This is a genomic window from Chryseobacterium metallicongregator, from assembly GCF_031324065.1.
In the GTDB taxonomy this organism is placed as follows: Bacteria; Bacteroidota; Bacteroidia; order Flavobacteriales; family Weeksellaceae; genus Chryseobacterium; species Chryseobacterium metallicongregator.
The window spans coordinates 85,137-103,548 of record NZ_JAVIXS010000016.1 but is presented as its reverse complement, the minus strand read 5'-3'; the positions used below and the strand labels follow the sequence as shown (position 1 = coordinate 103,548).

16 protein-coding genes are annotated in these 18,412 nt (G+C 37.1%); 8 read left to right on the top strand and 8 right to left on the bottom strand.

All coding sequences use genetic code 11. From position 1 onward, the window contains the following. Positions 1 to 22 precede the first annotated feature (22 nt). Together rlmN and queA are read right to left on the bottom strand one after the other, a co-directional pair. Complete coding sequence (gene rlmN / locus REB14_RS17095; protein ID WP_034696370.1) at positions 23 to 1,057, bottom strand: dual-specificity RNA methyltransferase RlmN; 1,035 nt, start codon at positions 1,055 to 1,057, stop codon at positions 23 to 25. Positions 1,058 to 1,127: 70 nt separating this feature from the next. Next, positions 1,128 to 2,177: a tRNA preQ1(34) S-adenosylmethionine ribosyltransferase-isomerase QueA gene (gene queA / locus REB14_RS17090; protein WP_079242405.1), complete on the bottom strand. Its 1,050-nt coding sequence runs from the start codon at positions 2,175 to 2,177 to the stop codon at positions 1,128 to 1,130. Between the two features lie 154 nt (positions 2,178 to 2,331). On the opposite strand from queA, the gene REB14_RS17085 reads away from it, so the two are divergent. The 6 genes from REB14_RS17085 to REB14_RS17060 all read left to right on the top strand — a co-directional run bounded on the left by REB14_RS17085 (position 2,332) and on the right by REB14_RS17060 (position 8,917). Then, positions 2,332 to 3,045 carry a hypothetical protein gene (locus REB14_RS17085; RefSeq protein WP_309522798.1) on the top strand — a complete coding sequence of 238 codons (714 nt, stop codon included), beginning with the start codon at positions 2,332 to 2,334 and terminating at the stop codon, positions 3,043 to 3,045. A 37-nt stretch (positions 3,046 to 3,082) separates the two neighbouring features. Beyond that, entirely contained in the window at positions 3,083 to 3,775 is a 693-nt protein-coding gene (locus tag REB14_RS17080; RefSeq protein ID WP_047433734.1) for an AIM24 family protein, read from the top strand. Between the two features lie 56 nt (positions 3,776 to 3,831). Beyond that, positions 3,832 to 5,367: a M61 family metallopeptidase gene (locus tag REB14_RS17075; protein WP_309522797.1), complete on the top strand. Its 1,536-nt coding sequence runs from the start codon at positions 3,832 to 3,834 to the stop codon at positions 5,365 to 5,367. A gap of 223 nt (positions 5,368 to 5,590) precedes the next feature. Then, positions 5,591 to 6,988 (top strand): Gfo/Idh/MocA family protein, encoded by a 1,398-nt coding sequence (locus REB14_RS17070; protein ID WP_309522796.1) that lies wholly within the window; start codon positions 5,591 to 5,593, stop codon positions 6,986 to 6,988. Beyond that, complete coding sequence (locus tag REB14_RS17065) at positions 6,978 to 7,892, top strand: sugar phosphate nucleotidyltransferase (RefSeq protein ID WP_309522795.1); 915 nt, start codon at positions 6,978 to 6,980, stop codon at positions 7,890 to 7,892. Before REB14_RS17070 ends, REB14_RS17065 begins: the two co-directional genes overlap by 11 nt. Further along, on the top strand, positions 7,883 to 8,917 hold the full coding sequence (locus REB14_RS17060) for a phosphotransferase enzyme family protein (protein ID WP_079242411.1): 1,035 nt from the start codon (positions 7,883 to 7,885) through the stop codon (positions 8,915 to 8,917). Before REB14_RS17065 ends, REB14_RS17060 begins: the two co-directional genes overlap by 10 nt. A gap of 247 nt (positions 8,918 to 9,164) precedes the next feature. Here REB14_RS17060 and REB14_RS17055 read toward each other — a convergent pair whose 3' ends face one another. After that, positions 9,165 to 9,656 carry a DNA-deoxyinosine glycosylase gene (locus REB14_RS17055; protein WP_309522794.1) on the bottom strand — a complete coding sequence of 164 codons (492 nt, stop codon included), beginning with the start codon at positions 9,654 to 9,656 and terminating at the stop codon, positions 9,165 to 9,167. Positions 9,657 to 9,952: 296 nt separating this feature from the next. Continuing rightward, on the bottom strand, positions 9,953 to 11,947 hold the full coding sequence (locus REB14_RS17050) for a S9 family peptidase (protein ID WP_309522793.1): 1,995 nt from the start codon (positions 11,945 to 11,947) through the stop codon (positions 9,953 to 9,955). 205 nt (positions 11,948 to 12,152) lie between these two features. Here REB14_RS17050 and REB14_RS17045 point away from each other — a divergent pair, with 205 nt between their 5' ends. Beyond that, positions 12,153 to 13,019, top strand: coding sequence for a chitobiase/beta-hexosaminidase C-terminal domain-containing protein (locus REB14_RS17045; RefSeq protein ID WP_309522792.1), 867 nt, complete (start codon positions 12,153 to 12,155; stop codon positions 13,017 to 13,019). Positions 13,020 to 13,071: 52 nt separating this feature from the next. Here the strand turns inward: REB14_RS17045 and REB14_RS17040 are convergent, their stop codons facing one another. Both REB14_RS17040 and REB14_RS17035 read right to left on the bottom strand, forming a co-directional pair. Beyond that, the gene (locus tag REB14_RS17040; RefSeq protein ID WP_047388083.1) at positions 13,072 to 13,416 is read right to left on the bottom strand and encodes a phage holin family protein; all 345 of its coding nucleotides are present in this window, start codon (positions 13,414 to 13,416) and stop codon (positions 13,072 to 13,074) included. Between the two features lie 117 nt (positions 13,417 to 13,533). Further along, entirely contained in the window at positions 13,534 to 13,956 is a 423-nt protein-coding gene (locus tag REB14_RS17035) for a PaaI family thioesterase (protein ID WP_079242415.1), read from the bottom strand. Between the two features lie 227 nt (positions 13,957 to 14,183). Between REB14_RS17035 and REB14_RS17030 the strand changes: the two genes are divergently transcribed. After that, a complete protein-coding gene (locus tag REB14_RS17030; protein WP_309522791.1) occupies positions 14,184 to 14,624 on the top strand; it encodes a hypothetical protein in 441 nt (146 codons plus the stop codon). 474 nt (positions 14,625 to 15,098) lie between these two features. Here the strand turns inward: REB14_RS17030 and REB14_RS17025 are convergent, their stop codons facing one another. Both REB14_RS17025 and REB14_RS17020 read right to left on the bottom strand, forming a co-directional pair. Next, positions 15,099 to 17,225: a type IA DNA topoisomerase gene (locus REB14_RS17025; protein WP_079242416.1), complete on the bottom strand. Its 2,127-nt coding sequence runs from the start codon at positions 17,223 to 17,225 to the stop codon at positions 15,099 to 15,101. A gap of 383 nt (positions 17,226 to 17,608) precedes the next feature. Next, entirely contained in the window at positions 17,609 to 18,337 is a 729-nt protein-coding gene (locus REB14_RS17020) for a M17 family peptidase N-terminal domain-containing protein (protein ID WP_309522790.1), read from the bottom strand. Positions 18,338 to 18,412 lie beyond the last annotated feature (75 nt).

Genomic DNA, 18,412 nt, shown 5'->3' with positions numbered 1-18,412 from the left:
TTAGGCTTTTTTTAAGGAAATTTTAATCTGTTGTTTTGTTGGCCAACTGTCCGCAAGCGGCATCAATATCACCTCCACGGCTTCTTCTGACCATTACAGTTACCCCTGCGTTTTCAAGCTGTCTGATGTAATTTTCTTCAGCCTGTTTGTTGCACTGATCATATTTTCCATCTCCGATCGGATTGTACTGGATAAGATTTACTTTTGAAGGAACCTGTTTGCAATATTTGATTAAAGCTTTAATGTCTTCGTCACCGTCATTGATTCCTTTCCATACGCAGTATTCAAAAGTAATCACAGAACCTGTCTTCTGATACCAGTACTGAAGGGCCTCCATAATATCCGTCAACGGGAATTTATCAGAGAAAGGCATGATCTCATTACGCTTGGATTCGATAGCAGAGTGAAGGGATAAAGCCAGCTTCACACGCAGTTCGTCATCTGCAAGCATTTTGATCATCTTAGGAATACCGGATGTAGAAACGGTAATTCTTCTTGGAGACATTCCCAAACCTTCCGGCTGGGTAATTTTTTTGATGGCTTCCACTACGTTTTTGTAATTCATCATCGGCTCTCCCATTCCCATAAATACGATATTGGAAAGCGGTCTGTCAAAATACATTCTGCTCTGGCTGTCAATCAGAGCTACCTGATCTACAATTTCAGCAACTTCAAGATTTCTCATCCTTTTCAGTCTTGCTGTAGCACAGAATTCGCAGTTTAATGAGCATCCTACCTGTGAAGACACACAGGCTGTAGTTCTCGTTTCTGTAGGAATAAGAACAGATTCCACCATCAGCCCGTCGTGAAGTTTCACTCCGTTTTTGATGGTTCCGTCAGAGCTTTTTTGAAGAAGGTCTACGGAAACAGGATTAATGGTATATTCTTCCGAAATTCTCTCACGAAGTGATTTGGAAAGATTCGTCATTTCGTCAATCGAATGGAGGTTTTTACTCCATAGCCAGTCATAGACCTGTTTCGCACGAAACGGTTTTTCTCCTAAAGATACAAAGTAGTCTTTAAGCTGGTCTAATGATAATGTACGGATATCTTTCATTGTAAGGTTGTAGATTTTAGGTGGCAGGTTGCAGATACTATTACCTGCAACCTTTTACCTATTATCTTTTTTATAGAATTAACATTGCGTCACCGTAAGAATAGAATTTATACTTTTCTTTTACGGCTTCTTCATAAGCATGCATGATGAAATCTCTTCCTGCAAATGCAGCAATCATCATAATTAAAGTAGACTTCGGTGTGTGGAAGTTGGTGATCATTGAGTTAGCAACTCCGAAATCGTGAGGTGGATAAATGAATTTATTAGTCCATCCGTTGAAAGCAGAGATTTTTTTGTTTGAAGAAACAGAAGTTTCCAATGCTCTCATCGTAGTAGTACCTACTGCACAAACTCTTCTGTGAGTTTCTACTGCTTTGTTGATAATCGCAGCATTTTTCTCATCAATGATGATCTCTTCAGACTCCATTTTGTGCTTAGAAAGATCTTCTACCTCAATCGGGTTGAATGTTCCCAATCCTACGTGAAGCGTTACTTCAGCAAAATTAATTCCTTTGATCTCTAATCTCTTCATCAAATGCTTAGAGAAGTGAAGTCCAGCTGTAGGTGCAGCTACTGCTCCTTCTACTTTTGCATAGATCGTCTGATATCTTTCAGCATCTTCCGGCTCTACCGCTCTTTTGATATATTTTGGAAGCGGAGTTTCTCCCAATTCTTTCAATTTCGTTCTGAATTCGTCGTAAGAACCGTCGAATAAGAATCTTAATGTTCTTCCTCTTGAAGTCGTGTTATCAATTACCTCAGCTACCAAAGACTCATCTTCTGTGAAGAATAATTTGTTACCAATTCTGATTTTTCTTGCAGGATCTACCAAAACGTCCCAAACTCTTGTTTCTTTATCAAGCTCTCTTAATAAGAAAACTTCAATTTTAGCACCTGTTTTTTCTTTATTTCCGTAAAGACGTGCAGGGAAAACTTTTGTATTGTTGAAGATGAACAAATCTTCTTCATCAAAATAATCCACAACATCCTTGAATAATTTGTGCTCGATAGTTTGTGTTTTTCTATCAAGTACCATTAATCTCGCTTCGTCTCTGTGCTCTGATGGGTGTTCTGCTAATAATTCCGCAGGAAGATCAAAATTAAAATCTGATGTTTTCATTTTTTAAATTACGGTTTAAAAATTATTGAAATTACAAGGTGTAATTTTCGGAGTGCAAATATACAACATTGAACACCCCTTTGTCAAGTATTATTTACAATCAAATATAAAACCGTGATTTTACGGGGATTTCCAAGGCATAAAAAGAGTATTTTTGGAAAAATTACAATTTATTATGGAATCTGTAAGTACAATATACTTCATTGATAATCCGTATCCTAATGGCCACAAAATTGAAACTTTCAGCTGGAGCGGAAGAATTGACGAGTATGGATTTATCTGGTTTGATTTTCATTTAAAAACTGAAAATTATTACACCAATGATGATGAAAACAGTGAAGAAGAAAACGAAGATCTGTCCGAGTGGAACTCCAAAATAGTATGTGAAAACTACCATGCCTGTACACTGTCATCCAACTATTGGGGCGAACAAAGAGGAATCAGAATTAACAACCTTGATGAAAAACTTGACTTCGATACAGTTGTTAAAAACGATCTTTTCAGTAATGATCTCCCTTCTGAACAGCGTTTTGATGATGATGGCCTTGCCTTCAATATTTATCTGTTGGGGCATGACAGCAGTGCAGGACATCAGATCCAGTTTTCAAAAACAGACAATAACAAATATGATATTACATGGACGGGTAAAATAGCATTGACCTATGCTGGTAATGACGAATTTTCGCATGATTTCAAAGCGCAAATTTTCAATGCTGAATTTGAAGGTTTTCATTATCCTAAAACCTGGTCACTGGAAAAAGCAACTGAAATGTTCAAAACCAGACTTGCCAATTTTGAAAAGTATGAATTTGTAGATCTGAATCCTAAAAGTAACAAAAGGGAGTATAAACTCGACAAACTAAAGTAATAACACTATAAAAACAACAAATTAAAAAATTATCATTATGAGTAAATATTCAATTGAAGCATTTATCAACGAAACGAAAGAGAATCCGCAGCAAAGAGATTATTTTGAGCTGGAGACGAAACATCTTCTGGAAATCAACCTTAATAATCAGGCAGTATGGACTAAAAGAGGAAGTATGGTAAGCTATGTGGGAAATATCAATTTTGAAAGACAGGGAATGCTGTCCGGAGGACTTGGAAATCTTTTGAAGAAAGCCATAAGCGGTGAAGGAGCCAGGCTGATGAAAGCAGAAGGAACCGGAAAACTATATGTAGCAGATTCCGGTAAAAAAGTCCGTATTCTTTATCTCAATAATGAATCTGTATGTGTAAACGGAAATGATATTCTTGCCCATGAACAAAGCGTAAAAAGTGATATCACCATGCTGAAAAGTATTGCAGGAATGATGTCCGGAGGGCTTTTTCAGGCAAAACTTTCAGGAACGGGACATATTGCTATTACCACTCACGGAGATCCTTTAACCCTACTTGTAACTCCTGACACTCCTGTATTTACAGATCCTAATGCCACAGTTGCATGGTCTGGAAACCTAAGCCCGGAACTGAAAACGAATGTTTCTTTCAAAAGCCTTATCGGCAGAGGAAGCGGTGAAGAATTCCAGATGAAGTTTTCAGGACATGGATGGGTACTGATTCAGCCTTATGAAGAGGTATACTATATGGAAAAATAAACCAGACCAACCTTAGAGGTGATTTAAAATATTCGTAATCATTAAAATTGCATCCAGTGAATACCCTTATAAAACTATTTTTCGTGATCATTCTACTTCCTAATGTAATGATTGCTCAGACTTCAAAAAAAAATTACGAATATTCTATTGATCTTCTTCATATGAACAATGATGAAGTCCGGGTATCTTTTTCGCCCCCAAAGAATAATCTTAAACAAGGCAAATTTATCATTCCCAAACTGGTACCCGGGTTTTATCAGGCTATGAATTTCGGACAATATGTTTCTGATTTCTCAGCCACCGATAAAAACGGTAAAAAAGTAGTAACCGAACGTCTGGATAAAAACAGCTGGATGGTACACGATCTCAACCGGGTAAAGAAAATATCCTATCAGGTAGCTGACGGGTGGGACTCTTTGGAAAAAGAATCTAATGAAGCCAGATCTGCCGGCAGTATGTTTATAAAAGACAGCGTTTTTGTCATCAATTATAATTCTTTAATAGGATATTTTGAGGAAATGAAAGAGATTCCTTATCAGATTACCATTACAAAGAACAAGGATTTTTACGCTTCTTCTGCTTTAGATTATCAACAGAAAAATAAAAATACGGATATGGTTTGGGCAAAGGATTACCGCGAACTGATAGATTCTCCTGTTTTATATTCTGTTCCTGATACCACCTGGCTGAAAATAGGTCATACCAAAGTACTTGTATCATTCTACAACAAAAAGGAAAGACATTACTCCAAAACAATTGCCCACGAAATAGAAAACATCCTGAAAAATCAGCAGGCTTATCTTGGCGGAACATTACCTGTCAAAAAATATGCTTTTCTGATTTATTATGAATCTTCCCATGAGAATGGATTTTTAGGAGACGGGCTTGAACATTCCCACTCTACGGTCTGTCTGTACCGTTCCGGAAGTATGAAGTTTCTTCCAAATGCTCTGAACAGAGTGGCTTCTCACGAATTTTTCCATGTGGTTACCCCACTCAACATTCATTCAGGAGAAATTCAGCATTATGATTTCCTGAATCCTGTGATGTCTCAACACCTTTGGTTATATGAAGGAATGACGGAGTATGCAACCATTCATATGCCTATCAAACAAAAAATGATCAGTCTGGAAGATTTTGAAAAAAGTCTGGAAGAAAAGATCAATGGTATGAAAGCATTTGACAACACTCTATCTTTAACAGAAATGAGTAAAAAATCTATGGAAAGACAAGATCAATATATGAATTTTTATCTGAAAGGAGCATTACTCGGGTTGTGTCTGGATATAAGATTAAGAGAACTTTCTAACGGTAAAACAGGAACTCAGGATCTGATGCAGATGCTTATGAAAAAATATGGAGCAGGTAAATATTTTAATGATGATGAGCTTTTTGATGAGATTACAAAAATGACCTTTCCGGAAATCTGTACATTTTTCAGAGATTATGTAGAAGGTACTCAACCCATTCCTTTAAAAGAATACCTGGAAAAAGCAGGATTCAACTATGATGAAACTAATGGAAAAGTAACTCCTGTTTCCAATCCCGATTCAAAACAAATTGCATTAAGAAAAGCCTGGATCAATCAATAAATTTTCACGCATATAACAAAATATGTAAAAAAAATATAAATGATCAAAATAAAGAAAAAAGCGAAAATTAATAATCTATACATCAACAATTCCAAAATCATTCAACTTTAAAATCCAACAACTCACAAATTCTTACCAACTACCTCTATTACTTCATTATCCTATAATCTATCACTTTATCGGGATTTACAAAAGTTTTAATATATTTAAGAAAAAATAATAGATGAACAATAGTAATTCCCGCAGAAACTTTCTTAAGACAGCTGCTTTAGCAAGCTTTGGAGCATTGGTTTTACCCAATTCTTTATTTGCTTATTCAAATGATTTTAAAACAGATAAAAAAGTCCGCGTCGGTTTTATCGGCGTAGGTCTTCGTGGTCAGGAACATGTAAAATTACTGGCTAAACGTAGTGATGTAGAGATTGTTGCATTTGCAGATCCGGAGAAAAGAATGCTTGCCGCATCTCAAAAAATATTAAAAGACAACAATAAACCAGCTGCTCAGGAATTTTCCAATGGGGAATATGACTATCGAAATCTTTTAAAATTAAAAACAATAGACGCTGTTGTGATTGCTACTCCATGGGAATGGCATCTTACCCAAGGTGTGGAAGCTATGCGCGCTAAAAAAATTGTGGGCATGGAAGTTTCCGGAGCAATAAAGCTTCAGGACTGTTGGGAATTTGTAAAAGTATATGAGGAAACGAAAGTTCCTATCTTTATGATGGAAAACGTTTGTTACCGCAGAGACATTATGGCCATCCTGAATATGGTACGTAAAGGAATGTTCGGGGAGCTGGTACATGGAAGAGGCGGTTATCAGCATGACCTGAGAGGTGTTCTTTTCAATGATGGAGTTAATCCGTACAATTCCGGGGCTGAATTTGGAGAAAAAGGATTCAGTGAAGCAAAATGGAGAACCGAACATTATGTAAAACGTAATGGAGAGCTTTATCCCACCCATGGATTAGGTCCGGTTGCGATGATGATGGATATCAACCGAGGAAATCGCTTAACAAGACTTTCTTCATTCTCATCAAAATCTGTAGGCCTTCATAAATATATTGTTGAGCATCCAAAAGGAGGAGAAAACCATCCCAGCGCTAAAGTAAAATTCAACCAGGGAGATATTATAACCACACAGATTGCCTGTGCCAATGGAGAAACCATTCTTCTTACTCATGATACAAGTTTACAGAGACCTTATGATTTAGGTTTCCGTGTTCAGGGAACTGAAGGATTATGGCAGGATTTCGGATCGGGAGATTTTACCCAGGGGCATATCTATTTTGAAAAAACAATGAACCATACCCACCGTTGGGACAATACTGAAAAATGGATGAAAGAATATGATCATCCGATGTGGAAGAAGTTTGAAACTACTGCTGCAGGAGCCGGACATGGGGGAATGGACTTCTTTGTGATGAATACTTTCATTGAATGTATCAAACGAAATATAGAATTCCCGATGGATGTATATGATCTTGCCCTATGGTATTCTATAACCCCATTGAGTGAAGAGTCTATTGCCAAAGGCGGTCAGGTAGTTGATATCCCTGATTTTACTAATGGAAAATGGAAAACCCGTAAACCTGTATTTGGAATGACCGATGAGTTCTAAAAAAACATTACTCATACTGGCAGGCGGATTGGGCAGCAGATATAAAGGACTTAAGCAGATAGATGGAATACTTGATAACGGTTCGCCTATTCTTGAGTATTCTATCTTTGATGCGCTGGAAGCCGGTTTCCAAAAAATAGTTATTATTGTCAATAAACTGATTCCTGAAAGTTATATTGAAAGGCTCAACGGCATTTCAAAAGCTAAAAACTTTGAATTGCTTTGGGTATATCAGGAGAAAGACACCATTCCTATTTCACTGGAAGGCTTTGATTATCCGGATCGTCAGAAACCATGGGGAACTGCTCATGCCGTACTTTGTGCCAAATATTCAATACAGGAACCTTTTGTGATGATTAATGCGGATGATTTTTATGGAAAAGAAGCCTATCAGCTGGCTGCCCATGAAATTAACCATCATCATATTTCAGATACACAATTAGGGATGGTTGCTTACCCTGTGGGTACAACATTGAGTGGCAACGGTGCCGTAGCAAGAGGAATATGTACGTTGGATGCTGAAAATTATCTGATCAAAGTAGAGGAACAAACTTCTATTCAAAAGATCAATCATTCAATCATTTATGTTGAAAACGGAGAAAATATAAAATTAGATCCCGAAACATTGGTATCCATGAATTTTTTTATTTTCCATCCTCATATTTTTTGTTATCTGGAAGCCTATTTCTATGATTTCATCGAATCTGATCCACTACCCAATCAGGAATTTTACATTCCTTCCGCAGTACAAAAAATGATGAACGAAAACAGAGTAAAAGTAAAAGTGAAAGCATCTCCATCCCGATGGATGGGAGTTACCTATGCTGATGATAAAAAGGAAATTATAGATTTTCTGACTTCAGAGATTAAAAATAACAGATACCCGGAAGATTTATGGAGCTAAATGATATTGTTGCAAAGTTTATTAATACTGATAATTACAACCTCACTCCTATTACTGATGGATTGATCAATACAACCTATCTTTTGGAGAATAAAGATCAAGGGAAAAAGTTTATTCTGCAGAAAATCAACAATCATGTTTTTAAACAGCCGGAAGTGGTCGTTAATAACCATTTAATGATTAATGAAGTTCTCAGGTCAAATAATTATCAATTTGAAATTATAGAACCCATTCCTTCTCTTACTGGCCAAATTCTGGTAAAAGATAAAAATGGTCAGCTATGGCGTATGTTAAGTTTTGTAGAAAACAGCATTACATTCCTTACTGCTCCCTCCTTACAGACCGCTTTTGATGCTGCTAAAACCTTCAGTTATTTTCTAAATACAGTAAATACTGAACAACTACCTGCCATTCAAGATTCTCTTCCCAATTTCCTCAATTTTGAGAAGAGGGTTGCAGATTATAAAGACTCACTAAAAAATGCAGCACCTCATTTAAGAGAAAATGCTAAGGTTGAAATAGAAATCACCAACCAGCTTTTGTCGTTGCCTGACCGATGGATTGAAATGGAGAAAAACAATCAGATTCCCAAAAGGATTATTCATGCCGATGTAAAAATCAGTAATATTCTCTTTGATCAGAACCATAACCCTTTAGCTGTGATAGATCTGGATACTATGATGATTTCTACTATTTTGTATGATTTCGGAACCATGATTCAGTCTTACACCAATACAACACAGGAAGATGACGGAACAGCCCAAAACAATTTCAATCCTGAAATGTATAAAGTTGTAAAAGAGGGATTTTTATTTTATCTAAAAGAAAAACTGACGTCTGAAGAATCTGATAGTCTTGATTATGCGGCACAAGTCGCTATTTATATCCAGGAACTTCGCTTTTTAACAGATTACCTTAACGGAAGTACCTACTATTCTATCATGCATCCTGAACACAATCTGGAAAGAACAAAAAACCAGTTAGAACTGTTGAAGGGATTGAGGGAATACTTGAGAAGTAAATGATTTTTAAGCTCTTATCATTTGTACTAAGATTACATACGATATTTAGATTCCTACGGAATGACAAAGTGTGCGGATAAATAAAGTGCTCTGTTTGCCATTCCGTAAGAATCCAGCTTTATCTTCTCACTCTCCGACTCTCAAACCCAAATCCCGAATCACAAAATCTGGCACCTCGTTCAAACTCTCCCATCATCAACAGTCACACTCAATAACCTGAATCTCGCACCCCAAATTCCAAAACTCCTAATTACCTCAAAAACTCAAGAATTCTTTTCCACTCTTCCAGTTTCTTTTCAAAGGAAACGGTATGAAGCGGACTTGTAGAAGGCAATAAAAAAATGGGCAGCTTATAATCTTTCCCGAGCAGTTTCTGTAAGTTCTTGTATGACTTTCCACCGTTGCAGAAAACAGCTTTTATATTCGGATGTTTTTCCAGCAGTTCAGCAATCTGATTGGCTTCTTCGTTTTTGATTTCGGAATCCAGACTTCCTTTTCTCTCACAGGAATCAATGACATCCCAAAGGGCGATATGATGTTTCTTTATCGTTTCAATTCTTTGAGTATAATCATAAGTAAATTCTTCGTGCAGCAATTCAAAAATGATTTTCCAGAATTTATTTTGAGGATGGGCATAATATTGCTGCTTTTCCAATGATTTCACCCCGGGAATTGATCCTAAAATTAGAATATCAGACTGAGAGTCAATGATGGGTGGAAATGAAGAAATACGGTTTTGCATATTCAAATATAGAGATTTAAATTATTTTAATCTGGCTGGAAGCCGGGAGCTTGAAGAAGGAAGTTATTGAGGTCTTAAAAAACGGGTTGTCGCCATTTTCATCTTTCTAAACAGTGATATCATTAATTTATGGTAACCTCCAATGTTAAGATTAGCAGCTACTTCCAGCTTCCAATAATCTGAATTAATTCCCTTAAACAACTCAGGTTATTTAGATTTTGGCTAAAGCCATTGGATATTTTTCATAAAAAAAGCGGGCTAAAGCCCGCTCCTATTGATATTTATTTTTATTGATCTTATAAAGTTTCCTTCAGCCAATCAAAGAATTCTCTCTGCCATACCAATCCGTTTTGTGGATGAAGTACCCAGTGGTTTTCGTTCGGGAAGTAAACCAGTTTAGATTTTAATCCTCTTAATTTTGCAGCCTGGAAAGCTTCCTGCCCTTGCTCGTAAGGAACACGGAAATCAATTCCTCCCTGAACAATCATGATTGGTTTGTTCCATTTTTCTACAAAGTTACTTGGGTTGAATTCTGTATAGGCTTTTGGAAGTGGTTTTTCCCATGGAGAACCAAGATCCCAATTCGCAAACCAAAGTTCTTCTGTAGTCAGATACCAGGATTTCATATCAAATAAACCATCATGAGCGATGAATGTTTTGAATCTGTTCTCATGGATTCCGGCTAACATAAATACGCTGTATCCTCCGTAACTAGCTCCTACAGCTGCTACTCTGTCACCATCTACGTAAGGTAAAGTTTTCGCAAAGTCTGTTGCTGCAAGATAATCTCTCATTGGCTGTCCGCCCCAGTCTTTTGAAATCTCTTCGTTCCATTTTGTTCCCCAGCCTGGCATCCCTCTTCTGTTTGGAGCCACTACGATATAATCGTTAGCAGTCATAAGAGCAAAGTTCCATCTTACGCTGAAAAACTGAGTAAGAGCAGACTGCGGTCCACCCTGGCAGTATACCAAAGTAGGATATTTTTTATTTGGGTCAAAGTTCGGTGGATAGTGGAACCACACCCCCATTTCTTTACCGTCTGAAGTTTTCACCATCTTAAGTTCAGATTTCCCCTGAGCTAACTTAGCGTATGTTTCTTTGTTTGCTTCAGTTACCTGCTTCATCTCTCCGTTTTTAACGTTTACAGAGAATAATTCTGTAGCATGGTTTACATCTGTTCTTCCTACTAAAAGTGAAGTTTTATTGTCTGTAAAGATTTCGTTGACGTCAAAATCTCCTTTGGTGATCTGCTGTATTTTTGCTGATTTTGAATCCAAAGCAAAAAGCTGTTTTGTTCCTCTGAATGCTGCTGTGAAGTAGATTGTTTTTGAATCGGCTCCCCAAAGTACATCTCCTGAAACGCTTTCATACCATCCTGAAGTAAGATTAGTGGTCTTCCCTGACTTCCAGTCTAAGATTTTCACATCATTTTTATCTGCTTCATATCCGTCTCTGGCCATACTCTGCCAGATTAAAGATTTTCCGTCCGGGCTGAACTTAGGGTTTACATCATATCCTTTGTTGGATTCTGTAAGGTTTTTGGTTGTACCAGATGCCAGATCGTAAGCAAAGATATCTGTATTGGTGCTTGTAGAATATTCTTTACCACTTTTAGGTTTTGTAACATATAAAAGCTGTGCAGAATCCGGGCTCCAGATAAAGTCTTCAGCACCACCAAAAGGTCTCTGAGGAGAATCCCATGTTTTCCCTTCCAAAAGGTCTTTCGCTCCTTCTACTTTATCGGCTGTATTCACAACAAATACATGGTTATATTTTCCTTCATTGAAATAATCCCAGTGTCTGTGGTTCAGATCTGTGTAAACCTGTGCTGTCGTTTTAGGAGTATCACTGAATTTATCTTTCCCCATCACTTTTTCTACCAATACCTGCTTGCTGAAAGCAATTTTCTTCCCGTCCGGAGAAATTACAACGTTATCAGCTTCACCAATCGTATAAAATTCTGTCCAGGTTTTTCCGGCATCTTTAGAAAGATAGATTTTATCACCTTCCTGCGCATAAATTCCGTTTTTATCCCATTGAATAAGGGCTTTTTTACCGAAATCAATTTTAGAAGACTGATGATTAAGAACATTCAGAAAATAGTTCTCATTTTTCGTTTTCTCTGTTTTCAGGTCTACCTGTCCTACTTTGTAGATAAGGGAACCCTGATCTGGTGAAACTGCCTGTACCCCAACTTTTTTCAAAGTCCAAAGAATTTCAGGCGTCATTACTTGTTGTGCATTCATTAAAAGCGGAGCTGCCAAAGCCAGCAGGCTGTACTTAAGTTTCATATGTTGATATTCATTTTTAACGGATGTACAAAATCAGCTGATTTCCTACATCCTTTTATTAAATTCAAAGATTGCCAAAGTTAATATTTAAAATAAAAACGGACTAAAGAATTAACATTTAAGTTTCCTAAAATTGAAAAATAAATAATTTATTTACTAGTGAATTTCACTAATTTTATAAAAACTAAACTAATACCCATTTAATATGAAAAAATTTATACTTTTTTCTTCACTTTGTGTGTCTTCATTCTTTTTTTCACAGCTTACGATGAGTCCTTTTCCCAATCATTATTATAATCCTTATCAGGTCACTATTAATGGAAACGGGACTATTTATTATACGACTGACGGAAGCACTCCGACGATTAGTTCTTCCTCTGCCGTAAATAATGTGCAGATTTCTATTGATCAGAATAAAGAGATCAAGGCATTTCTTGTTAACGGACAAGGAAGTTCTTCTCCTGTAATCAGTAAAAAGTATTACACTGGAAATATTCCTACAGCTGCTATTTATTTTAAAATCCCTTCTACATGGACTTCAGGAAGCTGCGTAATGATTGACATGGTTAGTCCCAATTCTATAGACGGATTTGCAATGGATACATTCTGGCCCGGAGTTGTCATGCAACCTACAGGATGTGAATCATGGTATAAAACTACAAAAGATTTTGAAAGTGCCAATGTCCGTTTTAATAATTGCACTCTATTTGAGAATATTCCTGCCACCATCAGCACTAATCTGATTCCGATGGGAAGTACTTTGTATTATGATTTTACGGATGGTGTAATAACAACTCCGCCTTCATGCTTATTTCTAACGACTAATGAATCGATATCTAAAAATAACAACGTTTTAATCAAAGTTTATCCGAATCCTGTTTCAGATATTTTAAAACTAAATACTGACCGGAACTTCAAAGAATATGAGATTATAGATGTGACCGGAAAGACTGTTGTAAAGGATCCGTTTGTAAAAGAAATTACCGTTAATCAGCTTAGTTCGGGATCTTATTTTCTAAGACTTAAAGATTCGAAAGAAGACCTCGTGTTATTGAAGTTCATTAAAAAATAAAAAAATCCGCTCAACGAGCGGATTTTTTTATTTTGATCTTTTATGATTTTAATTAATCTCCATCTGAGAACATTGAGTTCGCAAGAGAGGTTACGATTGACAATAATATACTGAAAATAAATGCCCACCAGAAACCATCTACAACCATGCTGTCTATGAAATAGTCTGCAATCAGGATAATTCCGGCATTGATTACCAAGGCAAAAAATCCTAAGGTAAGGATCGTTAACGGAAGTCCGAACAGACTTAAAATAGGCTTTACAAATATATTAAGAACCCCAAGCACAATAGCAAAGATAATGGCTGAAGAAAACCCTTCAAAATGTACTCCCGGCAAGATTTTAGTTAAAAGATAAGCTACAATTGCCGTAATAAATAGTCGGATAATTAAGTTCATTGTGATATTTTTTAATGTTATGGGGTTTGTCGAGCAAAAGCCATTCCATTCCGGAAAAAATAATGCTTTGAAACCCTTTATTGAAGGAATATTTTGTCTTTTATTTCCCGTAACGTCTTATTTTATTTTCATCATGGTGACTAATGAGGTCGCTACATGACTTTCCGAGTCCGAACCTTCAGTCTGAACATAAATTTCCGTTCTCACGACAACAATTTTACCTCCACCTTTGATAACATAGGATTTTGAAACCAAAGCATCCCCCATTGCCGGACGAAGATAATTCACTTTCAATTCAACGGTTACTACATAACAGTCTTCCGGATAATGGCTCACAGCAGCATATCCTGAAGAAACATCAACCAAAGAGGCTATCATCGCTCCGTTAAACATTCCTGCTTTTCTGGTCATCATTTCCATTTTAGGGATTTTCATGGATATAAAATCGGTTTCTACTCCCAGCAGTTCTGCTTTATAGAATTTCAAGGTTTCCGAACGGTTGAAGCTGTCTGTGATGAGTTTTCTTTTCTCTGGTGTCATTACTTTTGAATTTGAATGTAAAGGTAGAAATTGATTTAAAGATTAAAGAATATAAAGATTAAAAATTTCCAGTGTCAGGAAGCTTTGAGGGAACTGATATAAACTTATGCTGCTCTTTGATCTCTATATGAATATTTAAACCTTATAGGTATTGAAAACCTGTAACGTTTTGTTGTGTGTCGTTTTATTCAGCAATAATCAAAATTTTTCAGTTCAAAAGGTTAGATTTGCAGGAAAGCTTTACGATGGGTTTAAAAAGGTTTTTACAACTTTTAGGTTTACTGGCAGGATTCTGTTTTCAGGCACAGACATTACATTTGTATGGCGGTGCAGATCAGGATCAGTATCTGGGATGCCTAAACTGTGATAATTTTGATAAAAATTCGATCTGGAATAAGTTCAGCGATTACGGAAATGTCTTCAGTTCAAAATCCATCTGGAATACATATGGAAATTATGGGAGTACGTACAGCGCCTATTCTCCATGGAATTCCTATGCTTCTTATCCTCCGGCAATTCTGGATCAGGACGGAAACTTCTTTGGATTTCTTACTTTGAATCCTTATAAATCGGATAGATCAGAACTGGAACTGGCAGTTATTTTATGTAAGCATCATGAAGAAATTAAAAGTGATGTTGGAGGCTGGTACGAGAGGTTGTTCCGGTAACCTATGAATTCTCACTTCTTCTCTTGGAATATTTATATAAAAAACTGTGAAAACATAAGGCTGGATTCCTATGGAATGACAAATACAACGTTTAGTTTATCCGTACAGTTTGTCATTCCGTAAGAATCTCTGTATAAATGAAAAGCCGGAAGATTGTTGGAAAACGCAAGCGCGCAAGTTATTTTCCAAATTGTATGTTTTTAAGGCGCAAAGATTTTATCTCCGATAAAATGTGATCATGTCTAAAATTGTATCATCTATCGGTGTAGAGAGTTCTAGCCATCATTTCATTATCCTTGAAGAGGAAGCTCATATAAATAGCGTATATCAAAAGCTATTGTGTTTGACTGGCAGTCAAAAGGTTGCGGTTTCGAATCCCGTATTCTCCACTCAACAATGAATGCTATTTAACCTGATTTTTCTGAATCGTGAATTAAGATGGTTGGATAATGTTTAGGTGAGACTTACTATTGATTAACCAAGTTGCACCTGAAAATCATCACTCAAAGTTAAAACACCTTCTGCAAGGTTTTCCGGATGTGTGGTAAAGCCTTTCAATTTTGAGGTTTTTCCTTTTAATACAAGGTCTAAAAGCTGTTTATCGGATAATTTTTTACCGAAAATTTCAAAGGTAATTTTGAATCCGCAGTTTTTAAAATCAGAACATCCTACTGCTGTTTTTCCTTTGATCAGGTTGTGTCCTTTGCATTTCGGGCATTTCGTTTCTTCCCAGGACTGAAGTTCTTTTTTCTGTGCAGGTTCTCTTTTTTTCTTTTCCTTTACTTCTTCTTTCTCTTCTTCCTGAAGGGTAATTACTTTTCCTTTTCCGTACACTACTTTCTCAGTAAGTTCGGTAACCATCTGAATCAGTTCTTCTTTGAAAAGGTTGGCTTCATACTCTCCTTTTTCAATTTTACGAAGTTTGGATTCCCATTCACCAGTTAGTTCCGGACTTTTTAACAGTTCGTCTTCGATGGTATCAATCAACTGAATTCCGGTTTGGGTAGCGATGAGGTTTTTCCTTTTCTTCTCGATGTATTTTCTTTTGAAAAGGGTTTCAATGATGTTGGCACGGGTAGATGGTCTTCCGATTCCGTTGTTCTTCAGCATTTCACGCAACTCTTCATCTTCTACCTGTTTTCCGGCAGTTTCCATGGCTCTCAGCAAGGTTGCTTCGGTATAAGGCTTTGGAGGTGTTGTTTTTCCCTGGTGAATCATAGGATCATGTGGTCCGGTTTCTCCTACAGTAAATTCAGGGATGGTTTGTTCTTCCTCTTTTTCTTTGTCTTTATCTGCAGCTTCTTCTTTAGGCTCTTTGGCATAAACGGCTCTCCATCCTGCTTCAAGCACCTGTCTTCCACTAGTTTTGAAAGGAATCGTTCCTACTTTTCCTTCCACCAATGTATTTGAAATTTTACATTCCGGATAGAAAACGGCAATAAAACGTTTGGCAATCAGATCATAAATCAATTTTTCTTCCCTGCTCAGATTTTGAGAAGGTGGAATTTCCGTAGGAATGATCGCATGGTGATCGGTTACTTTTGTATCGTCGAAAACAGCCTTTGATTTTGGAATCGGAGCTTCCAGTAACGGAGCAATCAGCTCCTGATAAGGATACATTTTCTGAAGAATCCCTGTTATTTTCGGATATAAACTCTCGGATAGATAGGTGGTATCAACACGCGGATAGGTTACATGCTTCTTTTCATAAAGACTTTGGATATAATTCAGTGTATTTTCTGCTGAATAACCGTATTTTTTATTGGCTTCTACCTGAAGTCCGGTCAGGTCGAAAAGTCGTGGATTTTTTTCTTTCCCTTCTTTAATTTCGAAAGAAACGATCTCAAATGGATTGACTTTAAGATATTCCAATCCTTTTTCAGCTCGTTCCAGTGTTTTTAAACGGTCAATCGCTGCATTGAAAAGAACGTCACGATATTTGGTTTTCAGTTCCCAATACTCTTCTGTGGTAAAGGCATCAATTTCTTTCTGACGCTGCACCAGCATGGCCAATGTGGGAGTTTGCACCCTTCCAATGGAAAGAACGGCTTTATTTCCCCCAAATTTTTTCGTAAAAAGTCTGGTCGCATTGATTCCCAATAGCCAGTCTCCGATAGCTCTGGCATTTCCTGCCAGATACAGGTTTTTATAATCTTCTGCAGGTTTTAAGCTTGCAAAACCTTCTTTAATCGCATCTTCCGTCAATGAAGATATCCATAAACGCTGGATAGGTTTGTTGCATTTTGCTTTCTGCAATACCCAACGCTGGATGAGTTCTCCCTCCTGCCCGGCATCCCCGCAGTTGATGACCTCATCACATTCTTCGACCAATTTTTCAATGACTTTAAACTGATTTTCAACGCCTTTATTCGGAATCAGCTTGATTCCAAAACTGTTGGGAATAATCGGCAGTGAAAAAAGGTTCCAGGATTTGAACTGTGGACCGTAGTCATGAGGTTCTTTCAGGGTACAAAGGTGTCCAAACGTCCATGTCACGCAATAGCCGTTTCCTTCCATATAGCCTTGTTTAGGCGTGGTAGCGCCCAATACTTTGGCGATATCTCTGGCAACACTGGGTTTCTCGGCAATACATAATTTCATGAACTCGGGTTTATTGAAGGAGTGCAAAAATCGGGATTTTTTTTGACATTGCCAATTTAGTTGAGGGTTGAGGTCTTAGAGTTGAAAGAGAGGAAATTAGGTTCTGTATTATAAAGATGTAAAGTTTTACAATATATTCCATCAATCCGCTTTGTCATTCTGACGAAGGAAGAATATTACTGATATTAAATGACGCTACATTTCATTTAGTTTAGAATGATATTTTGAAAATCCTACATTCATGCTGCCTTAAAATTAAAAGCATTTAAGCTAAAACTTTGTTTTTAAATGAATTGTTTACTAGGGTAGATAATCAATCATTTATACAAAAAAGCCCCCTTAAAAAAGGAGGCTAAATCAACAATGTAATGAAACTAGGTTCATTATTTCTTTTGAGCTTCTGTAATGGCATCAGCAATTCCTCCGCCTGCGGTTTCAAAGAAGGCAGGGCCAGCCAGAAGGTATACTTTTTCTAATTTTTTGGTGGTAGATAATTTGTGCTCTTTCAGGTAATTTTCTGAACGGTTGGCATGTACAATTCCTCTCACTACATTTCCGGCTACCAAAGCGGTTGGAGAGTCTATTCCGGCATCTTTCAGATCGCTGGCAAAGGCAAAGTTGGTAACACCTAATCTCATCGCTTCACGGGCAGCTACTTCTCCTACGGAAGTCATTAAATCTGGCGTGAACTTGTTGCGGTCGCCTAAGCCAATCAATAATAATTTCTTTGCAGACATCGATCCTGCAGGAGGTGTAATTAAAAGGGTTTCCAAAGAATGTCCCTGAAACTGTCCTGCCTTTCTGATATTGGTTAATTCTCCTTTTAAAGCTTCATCCAGATGAACCAGTCCGTTCAATTTAGCAGGTAAGGCCTGAGCATTGAAGATGTCTCCTTCTGTATATTCGAAAACACAGGCTACCTGAAGCTGGGCATCTGCTGAAGAAGGTCCCTGTACCAATCCTACCATGGAGATACCGTCTACAGTTCCCCATGTTTTGGATGTTCCGATGGCTGTTGTTTTTGCAGGTGTTGCAGTGGTTGTTTGTGCAAAATTTAATGTTGAGAATGCTAACGTTGCAATTACCAGTGATTGTTTTACTGTATTTTTCATGAGATTTTTTTGTTGTTAGTTGCTGGTTATTTTTGTTGCTGGTTGTGTGTGTTTTTGTTGGATAATGCAAAGGCA